The organism is Thalassococcus arenae, assembly GCF_019104745.1.
In the GTDB taxonomy this organism is placed as follows: domain Bacteria; phylum Pseudomonadota; class Alphaproteobacteria; order Rhodobacterales; family Rhodobacteraceae; genus Thalassococcus_B; species Thalassococcus_B arenae.
This window is the reverse complement of sequence record NZ_JAHRWL010000001.1, coordinates 239342-264146: the sequence shown is the minus strand read 5'-3', so window position 1 is coordinate 264146 and position 24805 is coordinate 239342. Positions and strand designations below refer to the sequence as shown.

The 24805-nt window shown below is 64.5% G+C and carries 29 protein-coding genes and 1 pseudogene; 9 read left to right on the top strand and 21 right to left on the bottom strand.

What is annotated here, in order from left to right; translation table 11 throughout:
• Positions 1 to 2: 2 nt before the first annotated feature.
• The 4 genes from KUH32_RS01305 to KUH32_RS01290 form a co-directional block, all read right to left on the bottom strand.
• Entirely contained in the window at positions 3 to 764 is a 762-nt protein-coding gene (locus KUH32_RS01305) for a hypothetical protein (RefSeq protein ID WP_217776263.1), read from the bottom strand.
• Positions 757 to 1119: a phage holin family protein gene (locus tag KUH32_RS01300; protein ID WP_254898957.1), complete on the bottom strand. Its 363-nt coding sequence runs from the start codon at positions 1117 to 1119 to the stop codon at positions 757 to 759. The genes KUH32_RS01305 and KUH32_RS01300 overlap by 8 nt, the downstream gene beginning before the upstream one ends.
• A gap of 25 nt (positions 1120 to 1144) precedes the next feature.
• A complete protein-coding gene (locus tag KUH32_RS01295; RefSeq protein WP_217776261.1) occupies positions 1145 to 1696 on the bottom strand; it encodes a hypothetical protein in 552 nt (183 codons plus the stop codon).
• Between the two features lie 129 nt (positions 1697 to 1825).
• On the bottom strand, positions 1826 to 2011 hold the full coding sequence (locus KUH32_RS01290) for a PLD nuclease N-terminal domain-containing protein (protein WP_217776260.1): 186 nt from the start codon (positions 2009 to 2011) through the stop codon (positions 1826 to 1828).
• 142 nt (positions 2012 to 2153) lie between these two features.
• Here KUH32_RS01290 and KUH32_RS01285 point away from each other — a divergent pair.
• A pseudogene (locus KUH32_RS01285) lies at positions 2154 to 2714 on the top strand (type 1 glutamine amidotransferase domain-containing protein).
• 100 nt (positions 2715 to 2814) lie between these two features.
• Here the strand turns inward: KUH32_RS01285 and KUH32_RS01280 are convergent.
• Together KUH32_RS01280 and KUH32_RS01275 are read right to left on the bottom strand one after the other, a co-directional pair.
• Complete coding sequence (locus KUH32_RS01280) at positions 2815 to 3090, bottom strand: hypothetical protein (protein WP_217776259.1); 276 nt, start codon at positions 3088 to 3090, stop codon at positions 2815 to 2817.
• A gap of 49 nt (positions 3091 to 3139) precedes the next feature.
• Positions 3140 to 3301: a DUF1328 domain-containing protein gene (locus tag KUH32_RS01275; protein ID WP_217778219.1), complete on the bottom strand. Its 162-nt coding sequence runs from the start codon at positions 3299 to 3301 to the stop codon at positions 3140 to 3142.
• A 172-nt stretch (positions 3302 to 3473) separates the two neighbouring features.
• Here KUH32_RS01275 and KUH32_RS01270 point away from each other — a divergent pair, with 172 nt between their 5' ends.
• Both KUH32_RS01270 and KUH32_RS01265 read left to right on the top strand, forming a co-directional pair.
• A complete protein-coding gene (locus KUH32_RS01270; RefSeq protein ID WP_217776258.1) occupies positions 3474 to 3920 on the top strand; it encodes a DUF2383 domain-containing protein in 447 nt (148 codons plus the stop codon).
• Positions 3917 to 4891: a DNA topoisomerase IB gene (locus tag KUH32_RS01265; protein ID WP_217776257.1), complete on the top strand. Its 975-nt coding sequence runs from the start codon at positions 3917 to 3919 to the stop codon at positions 4889 to 4891. Before KUH32_RS01270 ends, KUH32_RS01265 begins: the two co-directional genes overlap by 4 nt.
• Before the next feature lie 175 nt (positions 4892 to 5066).
• Here KUH32_RS01265 and KUH32_RS01260 read toward each other — a convergent pair whose 3' ends face one another.
• From KUH32_RS01260 to KUH32_RS01250, 3 genes are all read right to left on the bottom strand, one after another.
• Positions 5067 to 5264 carry a hypothetical protein gene (locus tag KUH32_RS01260; RefSeq protein ID WP_217776256.1) on the bottom strand — a complete coding sequence of 66 codons (198 nt, stop codon included), beginning with the start codon at positions 5262 to 5264 and terminating at the stop codon, positions 5067 to 5069.
• A gap of 55 nt (positions 5265 to 5319) precedes the next feature.
• Positions 5320 to 6045, bottom strand: a complete 726-nt coding sequence (locus tag KUH32_RS01255; protein ID WP_217776255.1) for a Crp/Fnr family transcriptional regulator — start codon at positions 6043 to 6045, stop codon at positions 5320 to 5322.
• 156 nt (positions 6046 to 6201) lie between these two features.
• Complete coding sequence (locus tag KUH32_RS01250; RefSeq protein WP_217776254.1) at positions 6202 to 6666, bottom strand: PRC-barrel domain-containing protein; 465 nt, start codon at positions 6664 to 6666, stop codon at positions 6202 to 6204.
• Between KUH32_RS01250 and KUH32_RS01245 the strand changes: the two genes are divergently transcribed.
• Complete coding sequence (locus tag KUH32_RS01245) at positions 6647 to 7618, top strand: ferredoxin reductase domain-containing protein (protein ID WP_348541066.1); 972 nt, start codon at positions 6647 to 6649, stop codon at positions 7616 to 7618. The two genes, KUH32_RS01250 and KUH32_RS01245, sit on opposite strands and share 20 nt — an antisense overlap.
• A gap of 158 nt (positions 7619 to 7776) precedes the next feature.
• On the top strand, positions 7777 to 8586 hold the full coding sequence (locus KUH32_RS01240; RefSeq protein WP_217776253.1) for a response regulator: 810 nt from the start codon (positions 7777 to 7779) through the stop codon (positions 8584 to 8586).
• A 115-nt stretch (positions 8587 to 8701) separates the two neighbouring features.
• Here KUH32_RS01240 and KUH32_RS01235 read toward each other — a convergent pair whose 3' ends face one another.
• The 5 genes from KUH32_RS01235 to KUH32_RS01215 form a co-directional block, all read right to left on the bottom strand.
• Complete coding sequence (locus tag KUH32_RS01235; protein WP_217776252.1) at positions 8702 to 9199, bottom strand: Dps family protein; 498 nt, start codon at positions 9197 to 9199, stop codon at positions 8702 to 8704.
• A gap of 64 nt (positions 9200 to 9263) precedes the next feature.
• On the bottom strand, positions 9264 to 10607 hold the full coding sequence (gene gdhA / locus KUH32_RS01230; protein ID WP_217776251.1) for an NADP-specific glutamate dehydrogenase: 1344 nt from the start codon (positions 10605 to 10607) through the stop codon (positions 9264 to 9266).
• A gap of 21 nt (positions 10608 to 10628) precedes the next feature.
• Entirely contained in the window at positions 10629 to 11486 is an 858-nt protein-coding gene (locus tag KUH32_RS01225; protein WP_217776250.1) for a formate/nitrite transporter family protein, read from the bottom strand.
• Between the two features lie 106 nt (positions 11487 to 11592).
• Positions 11593 to 12309 (bottom strand): gamma-glutamyl-gamma-aminobutyrate hydrolase family protein, encoded by a 717-nt coding sequence (locus KUH32_RS01220; protein ID WP_217776249.1) that lies wholly within the window; start codon positions 12307 to 12309, stop codon positions 11593 to 11595.
• Positions 12303 to 13250: an amidoligase family protein gene (locus KUH32_RS01215; RefSeq protein WP_217776248.1), complete on the bottom strand. Its 948-nt coding sequence runs from the start codon at positions 13248 to 13250 to the stop codon at positions 12303 to 12305. Before KUH32_RS01215 ends, KUH32_RS01220 begins: the two co-directional genes overlap by 7 nt.
• A 159-nt stretch (positions 13251 to 13409) precedes the next feature.
• On the opposite strand from KUH32_RS01215, the gene KUH32_RS01210 reads away from it, so the two are divergent.
• The 4 genes from KUH32_RS01210 to KUH32_RS01195 all read left to right on the top strand — a co-directional run bounded on the left by KUH32_RS01210 (position 13410) and on the right by KUH32_RS01195 (position 15884).
• Positions 13410 to 13664: a DUF7218 family protein gene (locus tag KUH32_RS01210; protein ID WP_217776247.1), complete on the top strand. Its 255-nt coding sequence runs from the start codon at positions 13410 to 13412 to the stop codon at positions 13662 to 13664.
• A 126-nt stretch (positions 13665 to 13790) separates the two neighbouring features.
• Positions 13791 to 13973, top strand: coding sequence for a NepR family anti-sigma factor (locus KUH32_RS01205; protein ID WP_217776246.1), 183 nt, complete (start codon positions 13791 to 13793; stop codon positions 13971 to 13973).
• The gene (locus KUH32_RS01200) at positions 13963 to 14511 is read left to right on the top strand and encodes an RNA polymerase sigma factor (protein WP_217776245.1); all 549 of its coding nucleotides are present in this window, start codon (positions 13963 to 13965) and stop codon (positions 14509 to 14511) included. Before KUH32_RS01205 ends, KUH32_RS01200 begins: the two co-directional genes overlap by 11 nt.
• Before the next feature lie 425 nt (positions 14512 to 14936).
• Entirely contained in the window at positions 14937 to 15884 is a 948-nt protein-coding gene (locus tag KUH32_RS01195; protein WP_254898956.1) for a DMT family transporter, read from the top strand.
• Between the two features lie 263 nt (positions 15885 to 16147).
• On the opposite strand, the gene KUH32_RS01190 is transcribed toward KUH32_RS01195, so the two are convergent.
• From KUH32_RS01190 to KUH32_RS01160, 7 genes are all read right to left on the bottom strand, one after another.
• On the bottom strand, positions 16148 to 17563 hold the full coding sequence (locus tag KUH32_RS01190; RefSeq protein WP_217776244.1) for an amidohydrolase: 1416 nt from the start codon (positions 17561 to 17563) through the stop codon (positions 16148 to 16150).
• Positions 17564 to 17576: 13 nt separating this feature from the next.
• Positions 17577 to 19211 carry a gamma-glutamyltransferase gene (locus tag KUH32_RS01185; protein WP_217776243.1) on the bottom strand — a complete coding sequence of 545 codons (1635 nt, stop codon included), beginning with the start codon at positions 19209 to 19211 and terminating at the stop codon, positions 17577 to 17579.
• Positions 19208 to 20209: an ABC transporter ATP-binding protein gene (locus KUH32_RS01180; protein ID WP_217776242.1), complete on the bottom strand. Its 1002-nt coding sequence runs from the start codon at positions 20207 to 20209 to the stop codon at positions 19208 to 19210. The genes KUH32_RS01185 and KUH32_RS01180 overlap by 4 nt, the downstream gene beginning before the upstream one ends.
• Complete coding sequence (locus KUH32_RS01175; protein WP_217776241.1) at positions 20206 to 21183, bottom strand: ABC transporter ATP-binding protein; 978 nt, start codon at positions 21181 to 21183, stop codon at positions 20206 to 20208. Before KUH32_RS01175 ends, KUH32_RS01180 begins: the two co-directional genes overlap by 4 nt.
• A complete protein-coding gene (locus KUH32_RS01170) occupies positions 21180 to 22064 on the bottom strand; it encodes an ABC transporter permease (protein ID WP_217776240.1) in 885 nt (294 codons plus the stop codon). Before KUH32_RS01170 ends, KUH32_RS01175 begins: the two co-directional genes overlap by 4 nt.
• Positions 22064 to 23038, bottom strand: coding sequence for an ABC transporter permease (locus KUH32_RS01165; protein WP_217776239.1), 975 nt, complete (start codon positions 23036 to 23038; stop codon positions 22064 to 22066). The genes KUH32_RS01170 and KUH32_RS01165 overlap by 1 nt, the downstream gene beginning before the upstream one ends.
• A 61-nt stretch (positions 23039 to 23099) precedes the next feature.
• Complete coding sequence (locus KUH32_RS01160) at positions 23100 to 24710, bottom strand: ABC transporter substrate-binding protein (RefSeq protein WP_217776238.1); 1611 nt, start codon at positions 24708 to 24710, stop codon at positions 23100 to 23102.
• Positions 24711 to 24805: the final 95 nt, after the last annotated feature.

Genomic DNA, 24805 nt, shown 5'->3' with positions numbered 1-24805 from the left:
GTTCATCCTCGGTCGGGCGCGGGGTGGGATTGACGGGCTGTGTCGCCTTGTTGCGTTTTGGCGACCAGGTTCAGGCGCGCCATTTCTTCGCTTAGCGCTTCCTGTGCCTTGGCCAGAAGCGCGTCGCGTTCGCGTCCCAGCAGCGCGTCTTCGCGTCGGGTCGCGGGGAAAAGCGCGCCGACGATGGCGCCAAGACCCAAAGCGATCGCACCGGTCGCCAATGGCTGGCGCGCATGAAGCGCGCGGCCCTTGCCGGCGGCCCGGCGGGCCTGATGCTCTACCCTTTCCTGTGCCGCAAGTGCAGCCTTCCGTGCCCTGAGTACGCGTCGGCGTGCGCTTGCGGGCAGGCGTTCCAGCCCCCTGCCAAGCGCCGAGCGCATGGAGGACGCGCTTGCGCCTTCCTGCGACTGTCCGGTCTCGCCGGCCCGGATCGCCGTGTCGGCGGCCTCGACGCGGGCGTCAAAGCCGGCGGCGGCACGCCCGGGCGCGGTGTCGGTATCGGATGATCCGCTTGCGTCCGGTTTCGTGAACGGACCCGCGACCATCAGCGCCAGCCCCGTTCCGACCAAAGCCAGCGACACCGGGTTGGCGCGCGCGGCCTGCCACACCTGGCGTCCGAGCTCGCCGCCATATCCTTCGATCCGGGCCGCGACGTCCTGCGCCAGACGGTCCGGTGATGCCACGCCGGCAAGTCTGCTCAGCGATGCGGCAAGCTGTCGACGCTCCTGTGCCGCGCGGTTCTCGATTTCCGACAGATCAGACATGGGTTGCTTCCTTGATGGTCGCCACGTCGCGGCGCAGGTTCTTGGCCAGACGCGACGGGCGCAGGTTTTTCGCCGAGAGCCGACGTTTGCCGGACAGGAAAAAACCGAGTGCCGCGAACAGGAATCCGCCGCCGACGATCAAAGCGCTCAGGCCGGGCGCCACCCCGGTCGATGCGATCCACGCGACCAGCGACGATGCCAGCACGTTGAGCGCGACAAGCGCCAGCAGGGCGCCGGCGACGAGCATCGCGGCGCCGGTGCCCAGTCGCGTCGCGTTTTGACTGAGTTCGGCCTTGGCAAGCGCCAATTCCGTTCTCAGCAAGGATGAAAGATGCCCCCCGGCTTCCGTCAGCAATCCCGGCAGTTCATGTGCGCGCGGTTCAATCACGATAGATCCCTCCGCTTTCTTCGGCCGGACGGCCGTGATGGTCGGGGTCGTGCAGCGATTGGCGCAGGGTTTCGCGATCCGGATGTGGCACAGCATCGGCGCCTGCGGGTGATTGGCGCCGGGTCGCCGCCCAGGGATCGTGCTCGGTCTCGGGGGCGTCGGGCGCCGGGCCGCTTGCCTTGAGAAAACGCATGGCGGCAAAGCCTGCGAAGGCGGCGGCACCGATGAACAAGCCGGGATGTCTGCGGGCGAATGTGCTGACCGTGTGCGCCGTCTGGCCCAGGTCCGCCTGGCGTACCTGTTGCGCGATCCCTTCCAGCGAATGGGCGATGCGGCGGGCGGCCTCGGCCTGCAGCGAACCGCTGTCAAAGGCGTCTCCGGCAGCGTCGGCGGCTTTGGCCGCTTGCCGGATTTCCCGAGCCGTGCGCTGCTGCGCCTTGTCGATTTCGCGCTCGGCCTTTTTCGACACTTGCGCCTTGGCGTCGGCGGCAAGCTCTTGGGCGTGCCGGCGCACCGTGTCCGAGAGATCTGACGAAATCGCCATGTCGTACCTCCGTTCTGTTGGGTTGGTCTTTCAACGCCGGGTCGCGGCGATGGTTCCGAAACGCGACGACGGAATGCAAAAAACCCGGCGTTGTCAGACGCCGGGTTGGCTTTCGTCGGGCGATTGGGTTCAGGCGCGCACGGCCGGCGCACGCGGGCCCGCGATCAGCCATGCGATGAAGCCCAGCACCGGCAGAACCAGAATGACCAGGGTCCAGATCAACTTAGCCGCAGTCGACGCCCCGGAGGCGAGGGTCTGATAGATGGCGTAGATGTTGGCGACCAGGATCAGCAGACCGACAAGACCATATTCCATGACGCGTTCCTTCTTGTTGCGGTTGTGGGGGAAAAACGTGCGACATGTCGAAAGGTTCCACGGAACGGAAACGGTCACTGCGCCGTTTGATCTGCAAGGCGGTTCCGACCGCCGGTTTCCGCAACAGAACAGGAGACGATCCATGCCGGAGATATCCCAGGCAAAAGTCTTGATCATCGCGACCCACGGTTTCGAACAAAGCGAACTGGAAAAGCCCCGCGACATGCTGATCGCGGCGGGCGCGGCCGTTGACGTCGCCTCGCCGGATGGCAAGTCTATCAAGGGCTGGCAAGGCAGCGATTGGGGGCGCGAGGTGGCGGTCGATCTCGCCTTCGAGGACGTGAAGGCCGACATGTACGATGCGCTGATACTGCCCGGCGGCCAGATCAACCCGGACCTGCTGCGCACCGATGCCGTCGCGCTGGCGATCATCAAGGCGATGCATGACGCGGGCAAGACCTGCGCCGCGATCTGCCATGCGCCCTGACTGCTGATCGAGATCGGCGCGGTTTCGGGCTGCGAGGCGACATCCTATCCGTCGATCAAGACGGACCTTCAGAACGCCGGCGCGCGGTGGCTGGATCTGCCGGTCGTCAACCATGGCGGCATCATCACAAGCCGTTCGCCCGACGATATCGAGGCGTTCGTCTCTGCCATCATCGCACAGGTCGAAACCGGGCAGGTCCGGCGCCGTGCCGCCTGAGACGGGTTCCCCAGGGGCGCGTGACCGCCCCCGGGCCCCGCGCGACAAGCACAGAAAAAAGCCGCGGCACGGGCCGCGGCTTTCCTCGTTCCGATGAACGTCAGTACCGTTCGCGCAAGGCCAGGCCCAGCAGCACGCCCAGCCCGAGCGCGCCGGCCACTGCCAGCCCGGGATTGGCGCGGATGAAATCGGTGGACTGTGCCGTCAACCGGTCGGCCTCTGACGACACCTTGTCGACGGCGGTCTGCGCGGCGGCCCGGGCGTAATCGGCGGTTTCGCGCGCCTGATCCTTTGCCGCCTCCAACACGCCCTCGGCGTCGTGACCCGAAGCGGATTTGCCATTCGACGGGCGGGTGGTTTCGGATGCTTTGCTCATGTCTGTCACCTTTCGAATACGGTGTGGCTGGGTTGCGGCAGGGGCGCGGTCAGCGTCGAGCCGCGCGCATCACCAGGGACACGACGAACAGAATGAGGAAGATCACGAACAGGATCTGCGCGATGCCGGCCGATGCGCCGGCGATGCCGCCAAAGCCAAGAACCGCGGCGATCAGGGCGACGATAAGAAACGTGATGGCCCATCCAAGCATGGTTTTCTCCTTTGCTGTGTGCTTGCGCCCGTCGGACGGGCGCGTCTGCAGGGTCAACGATCATTCGCGCCGTTTGTTCCCGTGCCGTTTTGCTTTCCTTGCCGGGAAAAGCGGAACCAGACGCCGTCCGATCCGTTTTCGCCATGCAGGACAGTCAGTCAGGAGACACGCCATGAACGTCGCCTTTGCCACCGAAGGCACCCTTGAAACCGCCAAGGGATTGCTGGACAGGCTGCTGGTGCGCATCATCGATACAGGGAACGGTGTCAGGATGCTGGTCGACGGGGCGGACGGCGATTTCGCGCCGGCGGCCCGGAAATTCCACGACCTGCACGACGATCATGCCGACCGATTGCGCCGGTTGATGTCGGAGGCCGGGTTGGACCCGACTCGGCAAGGGTCTTTCATGACGGCGTTGAACTGGTCGGTGGTCGCCGCACGTGCCCTTCCGAGCGGTACCGACGATGACGCGATGCCCCGGCTGCGGGAAAGCGAAAAGCATGTGCTGGCGGCCTTCGACGACGCGATCGGCGCCGTCGAACATCCGTCGGTGCGAAAAGGGCTGCGAGCGATGCGCGACGAACTGGTGTCGTTGCTGGACCGGACCGCGAAAGTGTGAGCATCCGTTATTATCCCGACAGCCGCCCCGGCATCCGCCGCGAAAGACGGGGCCGGGGCTTCAGCTATGTCGCGCCGGACGGGACGCGGATCGATTGCCAGACCGAACGCGAACGGCTTGCGCGCATGGCGGTGCCGCCGGCCTATGACGATGTCTGGATGAGCCCGCTTGCCCAAGGTCACCTTTGGGCGACGGGCCGGGATGCGAAGGGCAGAAAGCAGTACCGCTACAATCCCGATTGGCAGGCGCTTCGATCCGAAAGGAAATACCAGGCGCTGCCGGAGGTGGGAGAGGCGCTGCCAACGCTGCGGGCGTGGATATCGCGCCAGTTGGCCGGCGATATCGGTGCCCGCGACACGGCCGTCGCAGCGGTTCTGGCGTTGATCGACCGCGCGTCGATGCGCCCGGGAAACGAGAACTATACGAAAGAAAACAAAAGCTTCGGGGCGACAACGCTGCGGGGGCGTCATGTCTCGGTCGATGGATCGAATGTGGTGCTGCGCTATCGCGCGAAAGGCGGGCAGCTTGTGCAAAAGATGTTGCGCGGCCCGGCTCTGGCGCGCGTTTTCGAACGCTTTGCCGATCTGCCCGGGCCGGAAATCTTCGTGTACGACGCCGGTGACGGGCGCCACCTTTCGGTGCGCTCGGAGCATCTGACCGAGATTCTGGCCCGGCTCTGTGGAGAGCAGGTCACCCCCAAGGCGCTGCGCACCTGGGCTGGCAGTCACGCGGCGTTCTGTACGCTCCGGTCCAATGCCCCGGTGACGATCAAGGCGATGGCGCGGGCCGCCGCCGAGCGTCTGCACAATACGCCGACCGTCGCCCGCAACAGCTATGTCCATCCGAAAATCCTGAGCTTGGCCGAAGCCGGACGCGACGGCGCGCGCGCGGAGCCGGATGGCATGGATTGGTCGCCCGATCGCGGCTGGCGGGCGGGCGAACGGGCTTTGTTGCGGTTTCTGCGTGGGTGATGCGAAACGGCCCCCACGCCAAACGCGCAGGGGCCGTGGGGGAGATGGCCGGATCGTTGGGTCTTCGCGGCCGGAAGCGACGAGGTATCACGCTTCCCTGATCAAACGCGCGCCCGCGTCATCGGTTCCCGCGTCGGGCGACATTTCCGGGACCGGAGCCATTCGATTGCGACGGTCAGTCTGACGGGGGCGTGGGAAGGACCGGAAATTCGATCTGCGTGTCGGCGCCTTGTGGCGCGTTCCCGCGTTCGGCCAGAACGACCAGCAGACCGAACAGCAGGATCGCGGCGAAGATCACCACCGCGACGATGCCCCAGAGCGCGGGTTTGTGACGGCGCTTCTGGACTTCGAGATTGGTATCGGGTGGTGACATCGTGTTCTCCTTGGTTGCAGCAACGAGAACGCGAAGGCACAGGAATTGTTCCCGTTCAGATCAGTGGCCTGGGTGGCGGCCCGTCGTCGAGCGCCGCGATCTGCTCGAGCCGGTCCATGTCTCGGATCGTCAGGACGTCATCGGTCCAGACCAGGACGCCTTCCTTGCGCAGCCGACCCAGAACCTTGTTGGTGTGCACCAGCGACAGGCCAAGCGCGTCGGCCAGGTGCTGCTGCCGGAAGGGCAGGGGGCAGGTGTTCCCTTTGGCTATTCCGACCGCCTTTGCGCGATGAAAATAGCGCGCCATCGCCCAGGCGATCTTGTCATAGGCAGGCCTCTGTCCGACGGTGGCCAGCGCGTCGCCCAGGAATTGTTCCTCGATCGCCGCAAGATGCGCCAGCGCATAGCCGCGCTCCGGCAGGGTCTTGAACAGCGACCAGATGTCGGCCCGGTTGAAAACGCACAGGGTCATGTCGGTGACCGCCTCGACCGAATGGCCCATCTCGCCCATCACGCCGGCCTGCAATCCCAGGAAATCGCCGGGCATGACAAAGCTGATGACCTGCCGCGATCCGTCGACCAGCGTCTTGTGACGCAGGCCGAGGCCGGACAGGGTGGTGAACAATTGCGGCGACCGCGTGCCTTGGGTCAGCAGGTGCGTTCCCGGTTGAACCTGCATTTCGCCGGTCTTGAAACGTTCCATGAAGGCCAGTTCTTCGGCGGAGAAACGCAGGAATTGCGACAGCGGGCGCAGCGGACAATCTTCGCATTTCGTCGTCATGGTCCGGCCTTCCGGCGATGTCGTCGCATCGCGACGGCCTGTCTTGGTGCCCGACACTCTAGGTTCGGTACGCGTGCCGGGCGAATGCAAAATGGTGAACGGGTGGAAAAAAGGGGTCGGTGCGACCCGACCCCTTTGTTTGCAGCGTGTCGGCGATCAGTTCCAGAAACCTTCGTCGACGCTTTCCATCTGCTCAAGCTGTTCCTCGCTCAGACGTGTCACGTAGGCATAGGTGGTATCGTCGACGGCAACCAGCTTGACATCGCCCACCGGCAGCATGACGTGCTTGTCGCCGATATCGAGGAACCCGCCGATTTCGGCGACGATGCCCTTGAACTCGCCGGACCTGCTCAGAACGATGTCCTCGATCTCGCCGATTTCGGTCAGGTTGTCCTGCATGTCGGCAAATGCCCAGTCCATTTCCCAGCCTGCGTCATCCACGGCGGCGATCGTGTAGATGGTGCCACCAGTGATGTCGCGAGTGCGGATCAGATCTGCGCCGTCCATCGACATTTCGGACTTGTCGGCCGTTTCGGTCATGGTCGTGGCGGCATGGCTGTCGGCCAAGGCCGCAGTCGAGACGAGCAAGACGCACAGGGTCGTGGAAGTAAGGAATTTCATGTCAACCTCCGTTGGTTTCGGTTATGCCGGTTCAACCAAGCCGCGTTTCAAAGGTTCCGATTTTCGACAAGAAATCTGGCGGCGACAGAGTTTGCCAAAGGCAACGGCGGTTCCGCGGTTCGGCACTTGCCAGTCACCGGGCCTGCCGACGGGGCGCATCCGCGCGATTGGCGTGACTGCGGGCATCGCGGTCGACAAGCAGCGCGATCGGCGGCTTTCTGCGCCGCCGCCGGAACACATCGCGCTGTTACCCGTTGACCCGGCAACAACCAACGGAGCTTCCATGACCCACGCGCTGATCCTGCTCGATACCGTGACCCTGACGCCGGACACCCGCCACTATGTGTGTTCCAAACCGGATGGCTACGCGTTCCAACCCGGGCAAGCGACCGAATTGTCGTTGGAGCGTGACGGCTGGCGCGAGGAAAAGCGCCCGTTTACTTTCACCAGCGATCCCGATGCCGATGTGCTGTCCTTCACGATCAAGAGCTACCGCGACCGCGATGGTGTGACCGCCGAACTGTGGCACGCCCAGCCCGGCGACCGTTTCCTGATCGGCGATGCCTGGGGCGCGATCGAAGACAAGGGGCCGGGCGTGTTCGTCGCCGGCGGGGCGGGCATCACACCGTTCATACCCATCCTTGCGGCGCGCGCGCGTTCGGGAACGCTCGACGGCTGCAGGCTGATATACTCGAACAGAACCGCGGCAGACATCATCTTGCGTCCGTTCTGGGAAAGCTTGGATGGATTGCAGGTGCAATTCGTCGTGACGGACGAGGACAATGCCCCCTTCGCCGATCGGATCGACGCTGAAATGCTGGACACCGCTGTCGGCAAGGCCGCAGCGCCTGTCTATCTTTGCGGTCCGCCAGCGATGGAGGACGCGATAAGCGAGATGCTGACCGGTATCGGCGTGGACCCGGAGCGGATCTTGCGCGAGGGCGACGGATAGACCAGGGCGGGCATGCCTGCACAACCGGGACAGGCGGCGCGTCTTCGTTTTTTGTCCGCATGGTTGCCGATCCGGGACTTCGAGCCATCCTTTCAGAAATGCGTGGAACCAAGACGCAAGTCGTGCGTTTCATGCAATGCAAGACACTGGAGGGACACATGTCGGAACAGGCCATCGCGGACACCACGCAGGAAATCGCAGCCAACCTGCCTTATCTCCGGCGCTACGCGCGCGCCTTGACAGGCCAACAGGAAACCGGCGATCGCTATGCAGCGGCAACGCTCGAAGCCATCCTGAGCGACAGAAGCCTCTACGCCGACGATCTCGGCCCCAAGGTCGCGTTGTTCCGCGTGTTCCACGCGATCTGGAGCAGCTCCGGCATGCCTGTCGACGCACAGGGCGAAATCGGATTGGCGGCGCGGGCGCAGAAGCGGCTGAGCAAGTTGACCGAAAACACCCGCGAAGCGCTCTTGTTGCACACGATCGAGGAATTCACGGTGGCGCAGGTCAGCCAGGTGATGCAGGTCGATCAATCCGAGGCACGGCAATTCATCGACACGGGCGTCGCCGAGATGAACGATGCGATGTCCGGCAAGGTATTGATCATCGAGGATGAAGCGGTCATCGCGATGGACCTGGAAACCATCGTGGCCGATATGGGCCACCGGGTGACCGGCATCGCAAGAACCGAGACCGAAGCGCTGGATCTTGCCGCCACCGATCAGCCTGAATTGATCTTGTCGGACATCCAACTGGCCGATGGGTCAAGCGGCATCGATGCGGTCAATCGGCTGCTGGCCCGCGACGGCGACCGTCCGGTGATCTTCATCACCGCGTTCCCTGAGCGTCTTTTGACCGGAAAAGGCCCCGAACCGGCCTTCCTCATCTCCAAGCCCTATCTCGAAGAACAGGTGCGTTCGGCTGTCAGCCAGGCCATGTTCTTTGCCTCGACCGAAACTCTGTCTTAGCGTCGCCCGCCCGGCCATTGGCGGCAGAGCCGCACCGAGCAGCCGGTTGCCTGCCAAAGCTGGGGCGAAAGCAACGCCGCCCGGCATCACGTGCCGGGCGGCTGTGTGACGGTCGTCAAGACTTTGCCAGGGCGCGCAGCATCCAGGCTGCCTTTTCGTGAAAGGTGCTGCGTTCGGTCGCGAGATCCTCGGTCACGGGGTCCTTGCTGTCTTCGGCCAGTTCGACCAGCGCGTGCAGTCGATGCGCCAGGTTTTCGTGGTCGCTGGCCAGATCATCCAGCATGTCGTTCGCCGACATCAGCCCCTCGGCGTCCTTGACGCGCGACATTTCCATCACCGCCGACAGCTGCCACGGTGCAAGATGCCCCAAGGCACGGATGCGTTCGGCAAGTTCGTCTGCCGCTGCGAACATCTCTTCGTATTGTCCTTCGGTCAGGTTGTGGACCGCGTAGAACAGCGGGCCTTCGACGTTCCAGTGATAGGCATGGGTCTTGAACACCAGCCGATAGGTATCAGCCAGAACATCCGCCAGCCCCTGCGCCACCGCTTCGGTATCACGAACGCCTGTGGACACCCTGTCCTTGCTGGGAACGACTTTCAATGCGTCGGTCATCTTTGCCTCCTTGTTGCGGTTCGTTCTGAAAACGCTTGGGCGGCGGGATCGTTCCCGGATCGGATCAGATCACGCCCTGCGCGGTGATCGCCCGGGCCAATCGCCGATAGGCGGCAACATTGGCGCCGCGGCGATAGTCGATCCGGTCGGAATCCCGGCCTTCCCCGGCCGTTTCGGCATGGATGCTGTGCATGATGTCCCGCAACGCCGCGTCGATCTGGCCGGCGTCCAGAAAGCGGCGATGACTGTTCTGGCTCATTTCGAGCCCGCTGACCGCAACCCCGCCCGCGTTGGCGGCCTTGCCCGGCGCATAGGCCATCCCGGCAGTTTCGACGACCGCGGCCGCGTCGGCCGTCAGGGGCATGTTGGCGCCTTCTGCCAGCACCATGCAGCCGCCGTCGACCAGCGCCTTGGCCATGTCGGCATCCATCTCGTTCTGGGTCGCGCAGGGCAGGGCGATCTCGGGCTCGAAGATCCAGGGTAGGGCATCGGTTTCGAACCGGGCGCCGCTGTCGCGTGGTGGATCGGCGATATCCTTGCCGGCCGCCTTGCGGGCCTGAACCCAGGCCACCGTGTCGCGGTTCAGCCCGTCGGGCGCATAAAGCGTTCCGGCGGTGTCCGACAGGGTGATGACCGTCGCGCCGCTGTCGATCGCCTTGAGCGCGGCGTGGGTGGCGACATTGCCTTTGCCGGAAATGGCGACCCGTTTGCCCTCGATCGCGTCCCCGCTTTCGGCCAGCATGGCGCACACGAAATAGACCAGACCGAAACCGGTGGCCTCGATCCGCATCTCCGAGCCGCCATAGGACAGACCCTTTCCGGTCAGGGCGCCGGCGAAGACATCGTGCTGGCTGCGCCAGGCACCGAACAGAAAACCGATCTCACGCGGGCCGACATTGATGTCGCCGGCCGGAACGTCGCGGTCTGGCCCGATGAAGGGGCCAAGCGCGCGCATGAAAGCCTGACAAAAGCGCATGATCTCGCGCCTTGACCGGCCCGAAGGGTCGAAATCCGAACCGCCCTTGGCGCCGCCCAGGGGCAGGCCCGTCAGGGCGTTCTTGAAACACTGCTCGAAGCCGAGAAACTTGAGCACGTCGACCGAGACCGATGGGTGAAAGCGCAACCCGCCCTTGTAGGGGCCGATGGCGTTCGAGGTTTGCACGCGCCAGCCGCGATTCACATGAACGGTGCCTGCATCGTCTTCCCATGTGACGCGGAAGGACAGGATGCGGTCCGGTTCTGCCAAACGGTGCAGAACCCGTGCAGCAGCCCAGCCGGCGTCGTTCTTTTCGATGGTCAGGACGTCGCGCGCGACCTCTTCCACCGCTTGCAGAAAGACCGGCTGGTGATCGGTATGGGGGCCCAGTTCCTGCAGGAAGGCGGATGTCAGGGCGTCATGTCTGTTCATGTCTCGTCCTCGGTTGAATGCTCACGCGGTGCGGGCGGGTTCGGCGGCGTTCTCTTCGATCTCGGGTTTGATCTGGGCCCAGGTCAGCAGCGTGAAAACGACCGTGCCTCCGACGATGTTCCCCGCCAGCACCGGCAGGAAGAACCCGGTCAGCGCCGGATGCAGGCCAAGCTGCCCCTGCACCATGAGAAAGGCCATTTCGACCGATCCGGCGACGATGTGGGTGAAGTCGCCAAGGGCGATCAGCCAGGTGAACAGAACGATCAGCAACAGCTGCGAACTCTGCGTGCTGGGCAGCATCCAAACCAGTGCCGCGATCAGAACGCCGGCGGGTATGCCCCGGTAGAACCCTTCGGCCGCGCCCATGCCCGTTGCGTGCTCGCTCAGCGTCTGCATTGCAGCACGCACATCGCTTTCCAACACCGGCGCATAGGCCATGAAGGTCGCGATGACGAAGGCACCCACGACGTTGGCCGCCAAGACGATGGTCCAAAGCCGGACAAGGCGTCCGAATGATGCGCCCGTGGGCTTGAGCACGACCGGAACCACCGTCGTGATGGTGTTTTCGGTGAACAGTTGCATCCGGCCCAGGATGACCAGCACGAAGCCCAGCGAATAGCCGATATTCTCGATGATATAGCGCCAATCCGTATCCGGCAGCTTGGCCCGCAGAAGCGCCTCGCCCCAGACCGAGAAGGCGATCAGCAACCCCGCGGCGATCCCCGACCACCAGAGCGAAGCGATGGGCCGCGCAAGTTCTTCTTCGCCATTGCGCCGGATGACTTCGAAAACCAGCTTGGTCGCCATCGGCGTGGCGTCGCTGACGGTTTCGTCGTGCTGGTCGTTCTCGACCAGTTCGGACGAGGTTTTCTGTCCCATCGGGTCCTCTCTTTCCTTGAGCCGCGCGTTGCGCCGTCTGTTGTTCGACCCGATCGAGCCGGGCAGGATCGCTGTTCCGCCGTGATCCGGGCGGTTCTGTTCCCGCTCAATCCTGACCGACGGCCAGCGGGATCTGCTGCGCGTCCGTCCGGTAGGCGCGGGCGGCACGGACCAAGGCGCGAAACAGCGCGCGCTGGCGGTGCGCATAGAACAGGTGTTCGGGGTGCCACTGCACGCCCAGGGCGAAAGGGTCACGAACCCGTTCGATCGCCTGGACCATGCCGTGAAGATCGCGCGCCGCGATCCGCAGGTCCGTTCCCAACTGGTCGACGGCCTGTGTGTGCAGTGCATTGACCCGCATCGGCGCATCGCCGGCGATCTTCGCAAGGCGGCTGCCCGGGGCGATTTCGACATCGCGCCGCGGCAGGATGGTCTTGATCGGTGTTGCGTTCTCGAACAGCGGCCAGGCGTCCTGGTGCAGGCTGCCGCCCTGGGCGACGTTCAGCATCTGTGCGCCGCGACAGATGCCCAGAACGGGGATGCCGTCATGCACGGCCTGTCGCGCGATATCACGCTCCATCCGGTCGCGGTCGGGGTCCAGTCTTGCCGTCAGTTTGACCGAGGCACCGTAGAGCTCCGGAGAGATGTCGTCGCCGCCGCCGATGATGATGCCGTCAACCGCACCAAGATCGACATCCGCGGCGGAGGTCCAGCGGATCGCCCGGCCACCGACCAGCCACACGTTGAAACGGACAAGCGGGAATACACGCCAGCCCGAGCGTCGCGAGGTCGTGACGCCGATCACCGGTCGGGTTCCTACCATAGGGCCGTGCCATCCTTGCCGATCAGCGCTTGTGTCGCCGCGATCCAGTTGTCGGCGCTTGTGCGGCGCGCTTCGGCGAGCCGGTGCAGCAACTCGCCGTTCGCGGCCAGGCGCTCGACCAGAACCCAGCGGTCCCATTCGTCGGCGATGGACCAGTCCCCTTCTCCGACGCGGCAATCGGGCAGGCGGAAATGGAAGGCCGGGCGGCTGGCGCTGTCGACGTCGCCGAAGGCACGGTCGAACGCGTCGGGATCGAAGGCGCGAAACAGCGGCAGAAGGTCCAGCCCGAAATTCCTGTCCGAAACATGCCGGGCGTAATGGTCGCGCAGCGTGCTCAGCGATGCATCGGGCGCCCGCGCCAGCGCGTCGGCAAGGTTCTCGGGCCAAGGCTGGATGAAGGGCAGCAGTCGCCGTGACGGATCGACCGGCTGCGCATCCCGCATCCAGGATTCCAGCAGACCGTAGGCGACGATCGTGCGCGCGGTGTGCGGATGGTCGAAACCGGCGATCTCGGGATTGAAATGTATGCCGAAGCCCAGAAGGACACCGTCGCTGGTTCCCTTGGCGCCGGCCTCGTTCAAGGCGTCCATCAGCTTTGGCACCTGCTCGAATGCTTCGGGGCCAAGGGGTTCGGTGATGATTTCGACCGGCACCACGGATTTTGCCGCGTCAAGAGCCAGCTCAGCGATTTGCGACGGATCGCCCTTGGCAAACCGGGTGTCGAGTTCAACGACAACCGTGCCGATCCGGGTGTCTTCGACAGACCAGCGATGTTGCTCGCGTTGTTCCGCCCGGCCGCCAAGGCAGGTCTCGACGATCTGGACCACCTCGGTCTCGGCAAGACCCGACAGCTCGATCTCCACGCCGTTGCGGCGAGGCTGGCCATCGGTGGTTTCGGCGACCGGCAAAGGCGTCAGGGTGCGGTGCGTTCGTGCGTTCATGCCCCCCAACGCGCATCCACCGCATTGGTTCCCTGCGCTGATGCGCGGCCGACGCCCATGGAACCAACCGCGGCAATCGGCGTTGGCGGATAAGAGCGCGGCTGTCTGGACCAGCTTTGGCCGACCGCCGCAGAAACAACGGGCGAAAGGACACAAACCATGGGACATGGCCGTTCGATCAAGAACGACGATACGTACGAAGCGTTGCGCGACAAGGGGTATGACAAGTCGAAGGCCGCGGCGATCGCCAATGCTCAGGCCAACGACACGATGTCGCCATCCGAAAAGGGCGGGCAGGCGCGGCCCTACGAGGAATGGACCAGGGACGACCTGTATCAACGGGCCAGGGAACTGGACATTGACGGGCGCAGCGACATGACCAAAGCCAAACTGATCGAAGCGCTGCGCAGCTGAATGGCTTTCCGGCAACCGGTCGAACCGACCCGTCCCTGCCGGATGTCGACAAAATTCGGGCGATCATGGAACCGATTGGGTCTCGGTGCGTTGCGCCCTATGTGTAGTGAGCCGAACGAGCCGGAAATGAACAACGTGAACCGCAAAGAACCGAAGTCGAAAGTCGTCGAAGAAATCGATCGCAACTTGAAAAAGGCGTTCGAGGAAATGGCGAACGAACCTGTTCCGCAACGGTTCACGGACTTGCTGGCGCAGCTCAAGCAAGCCGAAGCCCAAGGCAAGGGCGAGGAGACCGGCAATGACGACTGACCCGAGGGACGAGTTGGTCGAGCATCTGGGCGTGCTTCGCGCCTTCGCGCTGAGCCTCACACGCAACCCTGCCGCCGCCGACGATCTGGTGCAGGACACGGTCGTCAAGGCATGGACCAATATCGACAGCTTTCAACCCGGAACGAATATGCGCGCCTGGCTTTTCACCATTCTGCGCAACACTTTTTATTCGCTCAGGCGCAAGCGCAAGCGCGAGGTCGAGGATGTCGATGGAGCCATGGCCGCTTCCCTGGCCACGAAACCCGACCATGACGGCCGGCTGCATTTCCGGGATTTCCGTCACGCCTTCGACCAATTGCCCGACACCCAACGCGAAGCGCTGGTCTTGGTGGGGGCGAACGGGTTTTCCTACGAAGAGGCAGCCGAGACCTGTGGTGTCGCAGTCGGAACGATCAAAAGCCGCGTCGGCCGTGCCCGCGCCCGTCTGGCGGAACTGCTCGCGGTGGATGACGGCGAGGAAATGGAGTTCGCCGACAAGGTGACCGAAAGCGTCCTTTCACGCCACCCCGCCGCCTGACCCAGTTTCCAAAGCTTTTCCGCGGGATGTGGGCCGGCAGCCGTTTCCGGCGTGATTTCAGCGTGTGCCGTCGTGGATGATTGCGGATACCGGAACTGCGATTGCCGGTTCGCACGCGATGTGACCAAATCCGTTCAAAGCCTCCCTCTTTCCGACCTGACCTTTGCGACGCTCTCGAAAGCGGCGAACGACACGCAAGTGGCGTTTCACCCGATCGCAACTGATCGAAACGGGCGGTTCACAGGGGTCGGGCGTGTCGGAGACACGCGAAGGTGTGGATCGGTCCACCCTTTGGCGATGTGCACGATAACCGCGCAGCAATGGCTTGCGCACCCCAACGGGCGGTACGGCCCGCCGCAGGCGGCCCTGTCGCCTGGCACCACGATGAGGATGGACGATGGTTCGCGAAAGCCTTACGTGGAGCCATGACCGAAGCGACCTCTCCGACCCCATCCGCGGACCGCATCCTTGCCGGTGTGGTCCTGATGCTGGGGTTTTGCCTGACCGCGCCCTTGCTGGATGTCGCGGCCAAGCTGGCATCCGAAAGCGTACCGGTGGCACAGATCACCGCCGCACGCTTTGTCGTGCAGTGCGCGCTGATGGCTCCGTTCCTCTGGGTCATGGGATTGTCGTTGCGGGTGGCGCGCGGACGCTGGCTTGCACTGCTGTCTCGTGCGCTTTTCCTGCTGGTCGCGACGTTCTGTTTCATCGCCGCGATCAGCGTGATGCCGCTTGCGGATGCGCTGGCGATTGTTTTCGTGGCCCCGTTCATCGTGCTTCTGGTCGGCAAGTTCTACCTGGGTGAAGATGTCGGCCCGCGACGGGTCGGAGCGGCGCTTGTGGGATTTGCGGGCGTCCTGTTCGTGATCCAGCCGAGCTTTGCGGCCTTTGGCGCCGTGGCCCTGTTTCCACTGGGAACGGTCGTGTGCTTCGCATCCTACATTCTTGTGACGCGCGGGCTGTCGCGCCATGTGCACCCCGTGACACTGCAATTCTACACGGGCCTGATCGCCAGCCTGTTTTGCATCCCGGTGTTGATGCTGGCCCAGGGTTCGGGGTCGGAACTGCTCGATCCGGTCTGGCCCGCGGGCGTTGCGTGGTTGTGGCTTTTCGGGGTCGGGTTCTTTGCCGCGCTGAGCCACATGATGATGACCTATGCGCTGTCACTGGCCCCCTCGGCCACTCTGGCTCCGCTGCAATACCTGGAATTGCCGGTGGCAACCCTGCTGGGGTTCCTGGTGTTCAACGATTTTCCGAACGCGCTGACCCTGACCGGCATCGCCATCATCATCGCTGCCGGGCTTTACATGATACACCGCGAAAGGGTCACTGCCAGACAGCTGGTCACCGAACGTGCGGCTCCACCGATCTGAGGCATTGCCCCTGACGGACGACCCGCCCTTTTTACCCTGCCATCGAAGCAGCGCCATTCTTTCCCCTGGCCGATGGCCTCGCGGCACGTCTGACCGCACGCAACGTGCGAACCGCCCTGAACGGCTTTCGGCTCCGATCCGGTTTGCGGCAAGGGACATCCGAGGGCCGTCAAACGGTGCCGAGACTGAACGCAGAGCCTCTGGTCACGCCAAGTTCGCGTGAAGACACGGCTTCCGTTCCAAGGCGGATGAAACGACCGGCTCTAGGCCGCAACGATCGGCGGTTTCACATCGTCCGGGATGGGACATTCATAGGGAGTTTCCGACAGATGCTCTTGATGCGCAGATTTCGCCGCCCTGACCAATGCAGGATCCTGGATCAGCCTGCACGCGGTTGCCGCCATCGCCTTTGCGGCATAGACCATGCCCTTGTGCGCCGCGGGGGCCTTTCCCTGGGCGACGGTTTGCCAGGTGTGAAACGGCGTGCCGATGGCGCAGGTGGCAACGCGGGCCTGAACGGTCGGCACGGCCCAGCTCACATCGCCGACATCGGTCGATCCCTCGCCCCCTTCACGATTGCGGTCTAGCGGCGCGACGAAATCGCAAAGCGCCAGACCCTTGTCGGGCTTCGTGCCAATGCGCTTGAAGGTGGCGGCGATATCGGCATCCGTCAGCGTCTTCTGGATCTCGCGCGCAAAGTCGCGGTCCGCCTCGTCGAATTCGACCGGCCCGAGCTTGTCCAGTTCGGCCTGCAAGGCTTCTTCCAGAGGCCGGTTGCCAAGCAGGTTCGAGACTCCGGAAAACACCTGGCTGGTGACCCGTGTTTCGGTCATCAGCGCCGCACCGTCGGCGATCTTGCGCACCCGCGTCACCAGGTCGCGCAGTTCCGGCAACGTGCTGGCACGGATCAGTTGGCGTACGGTCGCCTTGGCCTGCACCACGTTCGGTGCGACCCCGCCGGCATCCAGATATGCATAATGAACGCGGGCACTGTCGGGTATGTGCTCGCGCAGATAGTTGACGCCGATGTTCATCAACTCGACCGCGTCCAGTGCCGACCGTCCCAGCTCGGGGGCGCCGGCAGCGTGCGCGGCTTTGCCGTGAAAGGTGAAATCGATCCGCGTATTGGCAAGCGAAACCGCTTCGTTCACGGCGGTGAAGGTCGCCGGGTGCCACGAGATCGCGGCATCGACATCGTCGAACAACCCCTCGCGCACCATGTAGGTCTTGGCGGCGCCGCCTTCCTCGGCAGGACAGCCGTAGTAACGCACCCGCGCCGCGATCCCGTTTTCGGCCAGCCAGTCCTTGACCGCGGTTGCCGCCAGCAGGGCCGCCGCTCCCAGAAGGTTGTGACCGCATCCGTGTCCGTTGCCGCCTTCCTCAAGCGGCTGGTGTTCTGCCACCCCCGGCGCCTGGCTGAGATAGGGCAGTGCATCGAATTCGCCGAGGATCGCGATGACCGGGCCTTCGCTGCCCGCCTCGCCGATCACCGCGGTCGGGATCCCGGCGGCGTTCTCGGTGATCCTGAAACCCTGTGTCTCGAGCATCCGCTTGTGTTCGGCGACCGAGCGGAACTCGTGATACAGGGTTTCCGGCATGTCGAAGACGGTGTCCGACAGCTTGATGAAGCTGTCGCGGTGGCGGTCGACGTGGTCCCAGATCGGATCGGTATTCTGCATGCTTGTCTCCACTTCATTCGGCGGCGGCGGTGCCGCAATAGGCGGGATCGGCTGCGGCGCACACCCGGCCGTCGCGATGGCGGCCCGCGGCCTGCACGATGCCGAGATGATCGACCGGACCGCGCCCGGTGAACGCGACCTCGGCACCTGCGGCCGCAAGACGAACCTCCAGCGATGCCGGCGCATCGATGTGAATTCGCGCCGTTGCGCCCACCCAGTTGCTGCGCGGTGCGGCAAGCGCCGCTGACAGGGGCCGACCGGACAGCAAGTGCCGGATCACGGCTGCAACCGCCCCCGGGATCCTTTCGCTGCCGGCGCCGCCAAGGGCGTAGGCAGCGTCGGACATTTCCAGAAGGCAGGGGCATTGTTCGGTCACATCCCGTGCGCCCGGCGTCGGGCTCTCGGCCATGCGGTAGGAATGTGCCAGCAGCAGTCCGGTTTCCCGATCCGCGACCCGGCTGCCGAAATGCGGCCCGATGGACTGGGTCAGCGCAACCCGCATCCCTTCGGAATCGACGACGGACAGATGCGTCGTGTCGCGCTCCTCGGCCGTTTGCGGGTGGCGCGCCCTGACGAGCGCGTCCGAAAGAAACTGCGGCGCGGCCCAGTTGTCCGGGATCGGCTCTCCCAGCCGGTCTCGCAGAACATCCCAGGCCAGCGGATCAGTCTTGGGTTTGAGAGATCTCAGTTCCTCGGGGCGCTCCTCGAAGGCGCACAGGATCGCCAGAAGATGGGCGACTTCGGCGTCGCAGGCATCCGTCGTGTCGGCCGATGCGACCAGCGACACGATGCGAAGCACCGTATGTCCCCAGCCCTGACGCCCGATGCTTGTCAGCGTCCAGTCCGGGCCGCGCAGGCTGACGGTTTCGCCGACCTTCGGTTCTGCCGTGGCCAGCGCGTCGGTTGACCAGAACGCCCCTTTCGATGCAAGCCTCCTGCACAGCGGTTCCGTGAAGCCGGGATCTGAGAAGGGATCGCGACCGGTGAGGATCAGCCGGTCGAAGAAGTCCGCCAGGGCGGGGTTCCGGAACCTTGCGCCGGCCGGCACCGGCGCTTGCCCGGGCAGAAAAATCCGGCGCGCGTCGTCGTCCGCGATGTCCGGCGCACGCCATGCCCAGATGCGGGCAAGCTCTTGGGGCACGACAAACCCGTCACCGGCAAGATTCCGCGCCGGGGTGGCGATGGCGCGCAGGGGCAGGCGGCCGCCGTCCGAATGCAGCTTGAGGATGGCCCTGACGATCCCGGGAAGGGGCAGCGCCTGGCGATCAGGCAGTTTCTTCAGATGCGCGGGCAAATGATCCGGCGCCGAGGTTGCACCGTCGATGGCGCGGGCGTCCTCGCCTGGTCGGGTCCAGAGAATGTGGCCGCGCCCCGCGGGCGAGGCATTCGGCGGATCGGCGACCATCATCGCCAGTGCGGCAGCGGCAGCGGCATCCGCAGCGGTGCCGCCTGCCCGCAGAATGTCCATGCCGATCCGTGTCGCGTGCGGCGAACCCGATGCGATCGCTCCGAAACGGCCTGCGCCTTGTGCCGCGCGTCCTGCCATCAGGTGATCGGTCACGTCGATCGCGCCCCCCTCGTCCAGCCATCTCGTCCGCGCGTCCGCCGCCGCGGCGGCGCCGTCGGAAAGCAACGCACCGAGGGTCATACCGGTTCTCCGTGCTCGAGGATGCAGGCGGTCAAACGCCCGTCCTTGCCGGATCGCAGGGTGGGTACTTGCCTTCGGCACGCATCGGTTGCCTGCGTGCAGCGCGGGTGAAAGGCGCATCCGGGCGGCGGGTTGAGCGGCGACGGGATCTCGCCTTCGATCGGAGTGAACTTCTGTCCGCGTCGGTCGAGGCGCGGCGCTTCGGCCAGCAGCGCCCGGGTGTAGGGGTGGCGGGGATTCTCGAAAACCTCGTCGGCGGTGCCGATCTCGACCAGGCGACCAAGATACATGATCGCGACGCGATCGGCTATGTGCTCGACCGCGCCCAGGTCATGGCTGATGAACAGGTAGGCAAACCCGAACTCGTGGCGCAGATCCTCGAACAGGTTCAGAACCTGCGCCTGGATCGATACATCGAGCGCCGAGATCGCTTCGTCGCAGACGATCAGTTTCGGGCGCAGCGCCAGCGCCCGCGCGATGCCGATCCGCTGGCGCTGGCCGCCCGAGAACTGGTGCGGATAACGGGTCATCACGTCCGCACCCAAACCGACCTTGTTCAGCAGGTCCGCGACGTAGTCGCGCCGTTCGCTGCGCCGGATCAACCCGTGGATGACCGCAGCCTCGCCAACGATCTGTTCGACGCGCATCCGTGGGTTCAGAGACGCGAACGGGTCCTGGAAGATCATCTGCACTTCCAGTTCCCACTGCCGCCGCTCTGCCTGCGTCATGTCTTCGAGCGCCGTGCCCCGCCACGCCAGCGTTCCGGAGGCCGGACGCTCAACGCCCACGACCATCCGTCCAAGGGTGGACTTTCCGCAGCCGGACTCGCCCACAAGTCCGACGACTTCGCCCTCGGCGACATCAAAGCTGACACCGTTGACCGCGCGCACGCGGGTTTCCCGGTAATTCGCGCCCGCCAGGTTCGCGATGCGTTCGGCCAGGTCGGGGGACGACACGTAGGTCTGCGAAATGTCTCGAAGCGACAGAAGCGCCGTCATGCCTGCACCTCCAGCGGGTGGAAGCACCGCAGGGACCGACCGTCACGAAGGGTCTGTTCGGCCGGCCTCGAAGCCTTGCAGGTCTCGCTTGCCCGAGGGCAGCGGGGCGCAAAGGCGCAGCCCAGGGGCAGGTTGATCAGGCTCGGCGTCATGCCCTTGATCGGCACCAGCCGTTCGCCGCGCGGAACCGAGGAGGGGATAGAGGCGATCAGGCCTTGCGTATAGGGATGCGCCGGGCGGTCCAGCAAGGCATCCACGGGCCCGGTTTCTACGATCCGGCCGGCGTACATGACCGCCACCCGGTTGGCGAGACCGGCGACCACGGTCAGGTCATGCGTGATCCAGATCAGCGCCGTGTTGCGCGCCGCCAGCAGGCGCTGAACCTCGGACAGGATTTGCGACTGGATCGTCACGTCAAGCGCCGTCGTCGGTTCGTCGGCAATGATCAGGTCCGGCTCCAGCATCAGCGCGATCGCGATCACGACCCTTTGGCGCATGCCGCCGGACATCTCGTGCGGATAGGTTCTCAGGCGTTCGACCGGCGACGGGATACCGACCAGCGCAAGCGCCTCGGCGGCCATCTCGCGGGCGCGGCCCTTCGAGACATCACGGTGCGCTAGTATCGTCTCGATCATCTGCGTGTCGATGCGCAGAACCGGGTTGAGCGTCATCATCGGATCCTGAAAGATCATCGCGATCCGGTCGCCGCGCAGCTTGTGCATCTCGGCCTCGGAAAGCTTTCGCAGATCCCGACCGCCCAGAATGACTTCGCCGGCCGCGATCCGGCCCGGCTTGTCGACAAGACCGAGGACCGAGAACCCGGTGATGGTCTTGCCCGATCCGCTTTCGCCGACGACACCCAGCACCTCGCCCGCTCCGACGTCGAAGGACACGCCGTCGACCGCCGTCACGGTTCCGGCCCGGGTTTCGAACTCGGTTCGCAGGTTCCGGACCGAAAGAACCGGCGCGCTCATCGCTGCATCCTCGGGTTCAGGATGTCCCGGACGTGATCGCCGACCATGTTGATGCAGACCAGCGTCACCAGAAGGGCGACGCCTGGATAGAAGCTGATCCAGTAGCGGCCCGACAGAAGATAGTCGAAGCCGTTTGCGATCAGCAGCCCGAGCGAAGGCTCGGTGATCGGCACGCCGACGCCCAGAAAACTCAGAGAGGCCTCGATCGCGATCGCGTTCGCGACTTGCACGGTGGCGATCACCAGTACCGGTGGCATGACGTTCGGCAGGACGTGCCCGAACAAGATGCGCCACTCGGGCAGGGCGGCGGCGCGGGCGGCCATGACGTAGTCTTTCTTGATCTCGACAAGCGCGGCAGCACGCACGGTTCGTGCGAAATAGGCCCACTGGACCAGGATCAACGCGATGATCACCTTGTCGACGCCCTTGCCAAGCGCGGCCAGCAGAAGCAGCGCGACCAGCAGCGCCGGAAAGCTCAACTGGATGTCGACCGTACGCATGATCACGCCTTCGATCCAACCGCCGCGCCAGGCCGCGAGAAGTCCCAGGGCCATGCCGACGAGCACCGCCGAGGTGACGGCGACGAAACTCACGAACAGCGATATCCGAAGTCCGTAGATCATCGCCGAAAGCATGTCTCGTCCCTGCTCGTCGGTTCCCAGCCAGTAGCGGAAGCCGGTGAAGCCCTCGCTTCCCGGTTCAAGAGATCCATCGAGGATGTCGATCTGCGCCAGGTCGTAGGGGTTCTGGGGTGCGACCACGCCCGCGAAGAGCGCCATCAGCGCGATCAGGACCAGGCCCACCGCGGCGATGACGGCCAGCGGACTGGCGACGAAATCCGAGGCGAAGCGGCGAAACGGCGTGTCGACGGCGACGCTCATCACCGGCCCCCCTTGATCCGGACCCGCGGGTCCAGGATCGAATAGAGAATGTCGACGATCAGGTTGATCATGACGAACAGAAAGACCGTCAGCATCAGGTAGGCGACCACGACGGGCCGGTCCAGAAGACCGATCGAGTCGATCAGCAGCTTGCCGATGCCGGGCCAGGCGAAGACGGTCTCGGTCACCACCGCGAAGGCGATCACGTTGCCTGTCTCAAGCCCCAGAACGGTGACCACCGGGATCAGGATGTTCTTGAGGACATGCACCCCTACGACCCGCGTCGGCGACAGGCCGCGGGCGCGCGCATACTTGACGTAGTCTTGCAACGCGACCTCGGACGTCCCGGCCCGCGTCAGGCGAATGATCAACGCCATCTTGAAGATCGCCACGTTCAGGGCAGGCAGAATCAGGTGGCCCAGACCGTCCAGCGTCAGGAAGCTCAACGGTATTCCGAAAACATCGACCGTGTCCCCGCGCCCGCCGGCGGGAAGCCACCCCAGAAACACGGCGAAGAGCATGATCAGCATCAGGCCTTGCCAGAAGTTCGGCGTGGAAAAACCAACGACCGATCCGGCCATGATCAGCTTGCTGTAAGGCGCGTTCGGCCGCAGCCCGGCGATCATGCCGAGCGGGATGCCGAAGACGATGGCAATGAGAATGCCGAGAAACGCCAGTTCGAGCGTTGCCGGCAGCCGCGACAGGATCAGTTCGAGCGCCGGTCGGTTGTGCACGAAGGAGGTGCCCAGGTCACCCTGCACCAGCCCGCTCAGGAAGTAGCCGAATTGGATATGGACCGGTTTGTCCAGCCCCAGGCGGGCGATCGTGGCTTCCTGCTCGGCAAGGCTGGCCTCCGGGTTGATCAGCAGGTCGACCGGATTGCCGACCGCGTAAAGGCCGAAGAACACGATCGTCGCCATGACAGCCATGACCAGGATGGCCTGGCTGAGCCGCCGGATCAGGTAGGCTAGCATGGGTCTGGTCCCGTGGCTGGGTAGGCGGGCGCCTGAAGGAGAGGCGCCCGCCCGGACTGCATCAGTTGCTCGGCCGGACCGTGGTCAGAACGGTGTGCTGATCGGCGCGAGGTTCCATGGTCAGACCGGCGCGCAGCGCCCAGGGCGTGACCTCGAAGTGCAACGGCAGGATCGCCACGTCGTCCACGACGATGTTGCTGGCCTTGCGCAGCAACGCGTCATGGGTCTCGGTCTCGACCGTCGAAAGCGCTTCTTCGATTACGGCGTCAAGCTCGGCGTTCGAATACCGGCCGCGGTTGGTGCCGCCAAGGCCCTTGTCCTTGTTCTGCGACGCGACAAGCGCACGCAGCGGCGATGCCATGCCGGCGCCTGACGATCCCCACCCGGCAAGATAGAGCGAGAATTCGTAGTTGTTGCGCCGCGAGAAGAAGACGCTTGCCGTCATGGCGTCGACTTCGGTCTCGATACCGGCCCGTGTCAGCATCTGCGCCACCGCCTGTGCGATCTGGGCGTCGTTGATGTAGCGGTCGTTGGGTGTGCCGATCACGAGCTTGAAGCCGTCCGGATATCCGGCTTCCGCAAGAAGCCGCTTGGCCTCTTCGAGGTCGGGCTCTTCCAGCGCGATCGCGGGATCGGTGCCGCGCATGAAATCCGGAACGAGTTGACGCGCCGGAACGGCAAGGCCACCCATGATCCGGTCGACGATGAGCGGACGATTGATCGCCAGCGAGATCGCCTTGCGCACGCGGACATCCTTCATCGGGTTCTTGCCGTCGGTGCCCTCGATGCCGGGGCTCGGTTCGCCCTCGTGATCGAAATGCAGGTATATGACGCGGCTGGACGGGCCCTGGACGACGTTCACTCGTTCGTCTCCGCGCAGCCTTTCCAAATCCTGGACAGGCGGTTTTTCGATCACGTCGACATCGCCGGCAAGAAGCGCCGCCACGCGCGCGCCATCGTTCGTGATCGGCCGGATGGTGATGGTTTCCCAATGCGGCGCGTCACCCCAGTAGTCGTCGTTGCGCGCCAGGATGACGCTTTCTCCGGGTGTGAATGACACGAATTTGTAGGGGCCGGTGCCGACCGTTGCGCTGCCGTCGTTATAGGCGTTCGAATCGAGATATCCCTCGATCCCCGGACAACCGCCCTTGACGTATTCGACCGGGCCCTCGTGGCCATTTGCCGATGCAGAGATCACGCCGAAGCTGGCGAAGTCGGTCAGCAAGAGCGGATAGGGCGCCGCCGTCGTGACTTCGATGGTGAAGTCGTCGGGCGCCGTGATCGTCTCGGCAGTGCCGATGAAGCCCTCCATGGATGACGGGCTGTTCGGCACGTTCGGGATGCGGCAGGCGGTATACAGGAAGTCGCGCGCGGTGAAGTCGCCGCCATCGTGGAACTTGATGCCTTGGCGCAGCTTGAACGTCCATGTCAGACCGTCGTCAGACGAAGACCAGCTTTCGGCCAGTTCGGGTACGATGGCAAGGTTCGCATCCTCGCCCACGAGCGATTCGAACATGTGCTTGCGCGTCGCGTTGTTCGGCCCGAGGTTGTGGTAGAGCGGATCGACCGAACTTGGTTCGGATGCGAAAGCCGCCGTCAGCGACTGGGCGAACGCGGGTTGCGTGACGGCGCCGATCGAGACGACAGCCGCGACAAAGGTCAGTTTGTTCATGGTTTTCCCCCCAAGGAATGGGTGAAGTCTAGGCAGAGGGCGCGGGTGCGCAATCTTATGCGTCTCGCGCAAATGGTATTCCAATCTGGAATACC

What these genes read in the sequence shown, in the direction of transcription:
- KUH32_RS01160 (WP_217776238.1), bottom strand. Translation starts at nt 24,710, where the DNA reads ATGAACAAACTGACCTTTGTCGCGGCTGTCGTCTCGATCGGCGCCGTC.
- KUH32_RS01275 (WP_217778219.1), bottom strand. Translation starts at nt 3,301, where the DNA reads ATGCTTGGATGGGCCATCACGTTTCTTATCGTCGCCCTGATCGCCGCG.
- KUH32_RS01200 (WP_217776245.1), top strand. Translation starts at nt 13,963, where the DNA reads ATGACGACTGACCCGAGGGACGAGTTGGTCGAGCATCTGGGCGTGCTT.
- KUH32_RS01280 (WP_217776259.1), bottom strand. Translation starts at nt 3,090, where the DNA reads ATGAGCAAAGCATCCGAAACCACCCGCCCGTCGAATGGCAAATCCGCT.
- KUH32_RS01270 (WP_217776258.1), top strand. Translation starts at nt 3,474, where the DNA reads ATGAACGTCGCCTTTGCCACCGAAGGCACCCTTGAAACCGCCAAGGGA.
- KUH32_RS01290 (WP_217776260.1), bottom strand. Translation starts at nt 2,011, where the DNA reads ATGGAATATGGTCTTGTCGGTCTGCTGATCCTGGTCGCCAACATCTAC.
- KUH32_RS01295 (WP_217776261.1), bottom strand. Translation starts at nt 1,696, where the DNA reads ATGGCGATTTCGTCAGATCTCTCGGACACGGTGCGCCGGCACGCCCAA.
- KUH32_RS01195 (WP_254898956.1), top strand. Translation starts at nt 14,937, where the DNA reads ATGACCGAAGCGACCTCTCCGACCCCATCCGCGGACCGCATCCTTGCC.
- KUH32_RS01215 (WP_217776248.1), bottom strand. Translation starts at nt 13,250, where the DNA reads ATGAACGCACGAACGCACCGCACCCTGACGCCTTTGCCGGTCGCCGAA.
- KUH32_RS01185 (WP_217776243.1), bottom strand. Translation starts at nt 19,211, where the DNA reads ATGACCCTCGGTGCGTTGCTTTCCGACGGCGCCGCCGCGGCGGCGGAC.
- KUH32_RS01235 (WP_217776252.1), bottom strand. Translation starts at nt 9,199, where the DNA reads ATGACCGACGCATTGAAAGTCGTTCCCAGCAAGGACAGGGTGTCCACA.
- KUH32_RS01260 (WP_217776256.1), bottom strand. Translation starts at nt 5,264, where the DNA reads ATGTCACCACCCGATACCAATCTCGAAGTCCAGAAGCGCCGTCACAAA.
- KUH32_RS01175 (WP_217776241.1), bottom strand. Translation starts at nt 21,183, where the DNA reads ATGAGCGCGCCGGTTCTTTCGGTCCGGAACCTGCGAACCGAGTTCGAA.
- gdhA (WP_217776251.1), bottom strand. Translation starts at nt 10,607, where the DNA reads ATGAACAGACATGACGCCCTGACATCCGCCTTCCTGCAGGAACTGGGC.
- KUH32_RS01250 (WP_217776254.1), bottom strand. Translation starts at nt 6,666, where the DNA reads ATGAAATTCCTTACTTCCACGACCCTGTGCGTCTTGCTCGTCTCGACT.
- KUH32_RS01170 (WP_217776240.1), bottom strand. Translation starts at nt 22,064, where the DNA reads ATGAGCGTCGCCGTCGACACGCCGTTTCGCCGCTTCGCCTCGGATTTC.
- KUH32_RS01305 (WP_217776263.1), bottom strand. Translation starts at nt 764, where the DNA reads ATGTCTGATCTGTCGGAAATCGAGAACCGCGCGGCACAGGAGCGTCGA.
- KUH32_RS01180 (WP_217776242.1), bottom strand. Translation starts at nt 20,209, where the DNA reads ATGACGGCGCTTCTGTCGCTTCGAGACATTTCGCAGACCTACGTGTCG.
- KUH32_RS01225 (WP_217776250.1), bottom strand. Translation starts at nt 11,486, where the DNA reads ATGGGACAGAAAACCTCGTCCGAACTGGTCGAGAACGACCAGCACGAC.
- KUH32_RS01165 (WP_217776239.1), bottom strand. Translation starts at nt 23,038, where the DNA reads ATGCTAGCCTACCTGATCCGGCGGCTCAGCCAGGCCATCCTGGTCATG.
- KUH32_RS01255 (WP_217776255.1), bottom strand. Translation starts at nt 6,045, where the DNA reads ATGACGACGAAATGCGAAGATTGTCCGCTGCGCCCGCTGTCGCAATTC.
- KUH32_RS01240 (WP_217776253.1), top strand. Translation starts at nt 7,777, where the DNA reads ATGTCGGAACAGGCCATCGCGGACACCACGCAGGAAATCGCAGCCAAC.
- KUH32_RS01210 (WP_217776247.1), top strand. Translation starts at nt 13,410, where the DNA reads ATGGGACATGGCCGTTCGATCAAGAACGACGATACGTACGAAGCGTTG.
- KUH32_RS01220 (WP_217776249.1), bottom strand. Translation starts at nt 12,309, where the DNA reads ATGGTAGGAACCCGACCGGTGATCGGCGTCACGACCTCGCGACGCTCG.
- KUH32_RS01190 (WP_217776244.1), bottom strand. Translation starts at nt 17,563, where the DNA reads ATGCAGAATACCGATCCGATCTGGGACCACGTCGACCGCCACCGCGAC.
- KUH32_RS01205 (WP_217776246.1), top strand. Translation starts at nt 13,791, where the DNA reads ATGAACAACGTGAACCGCAAAGAACCGAAGTCGAAAGTCGTCGAAGAA.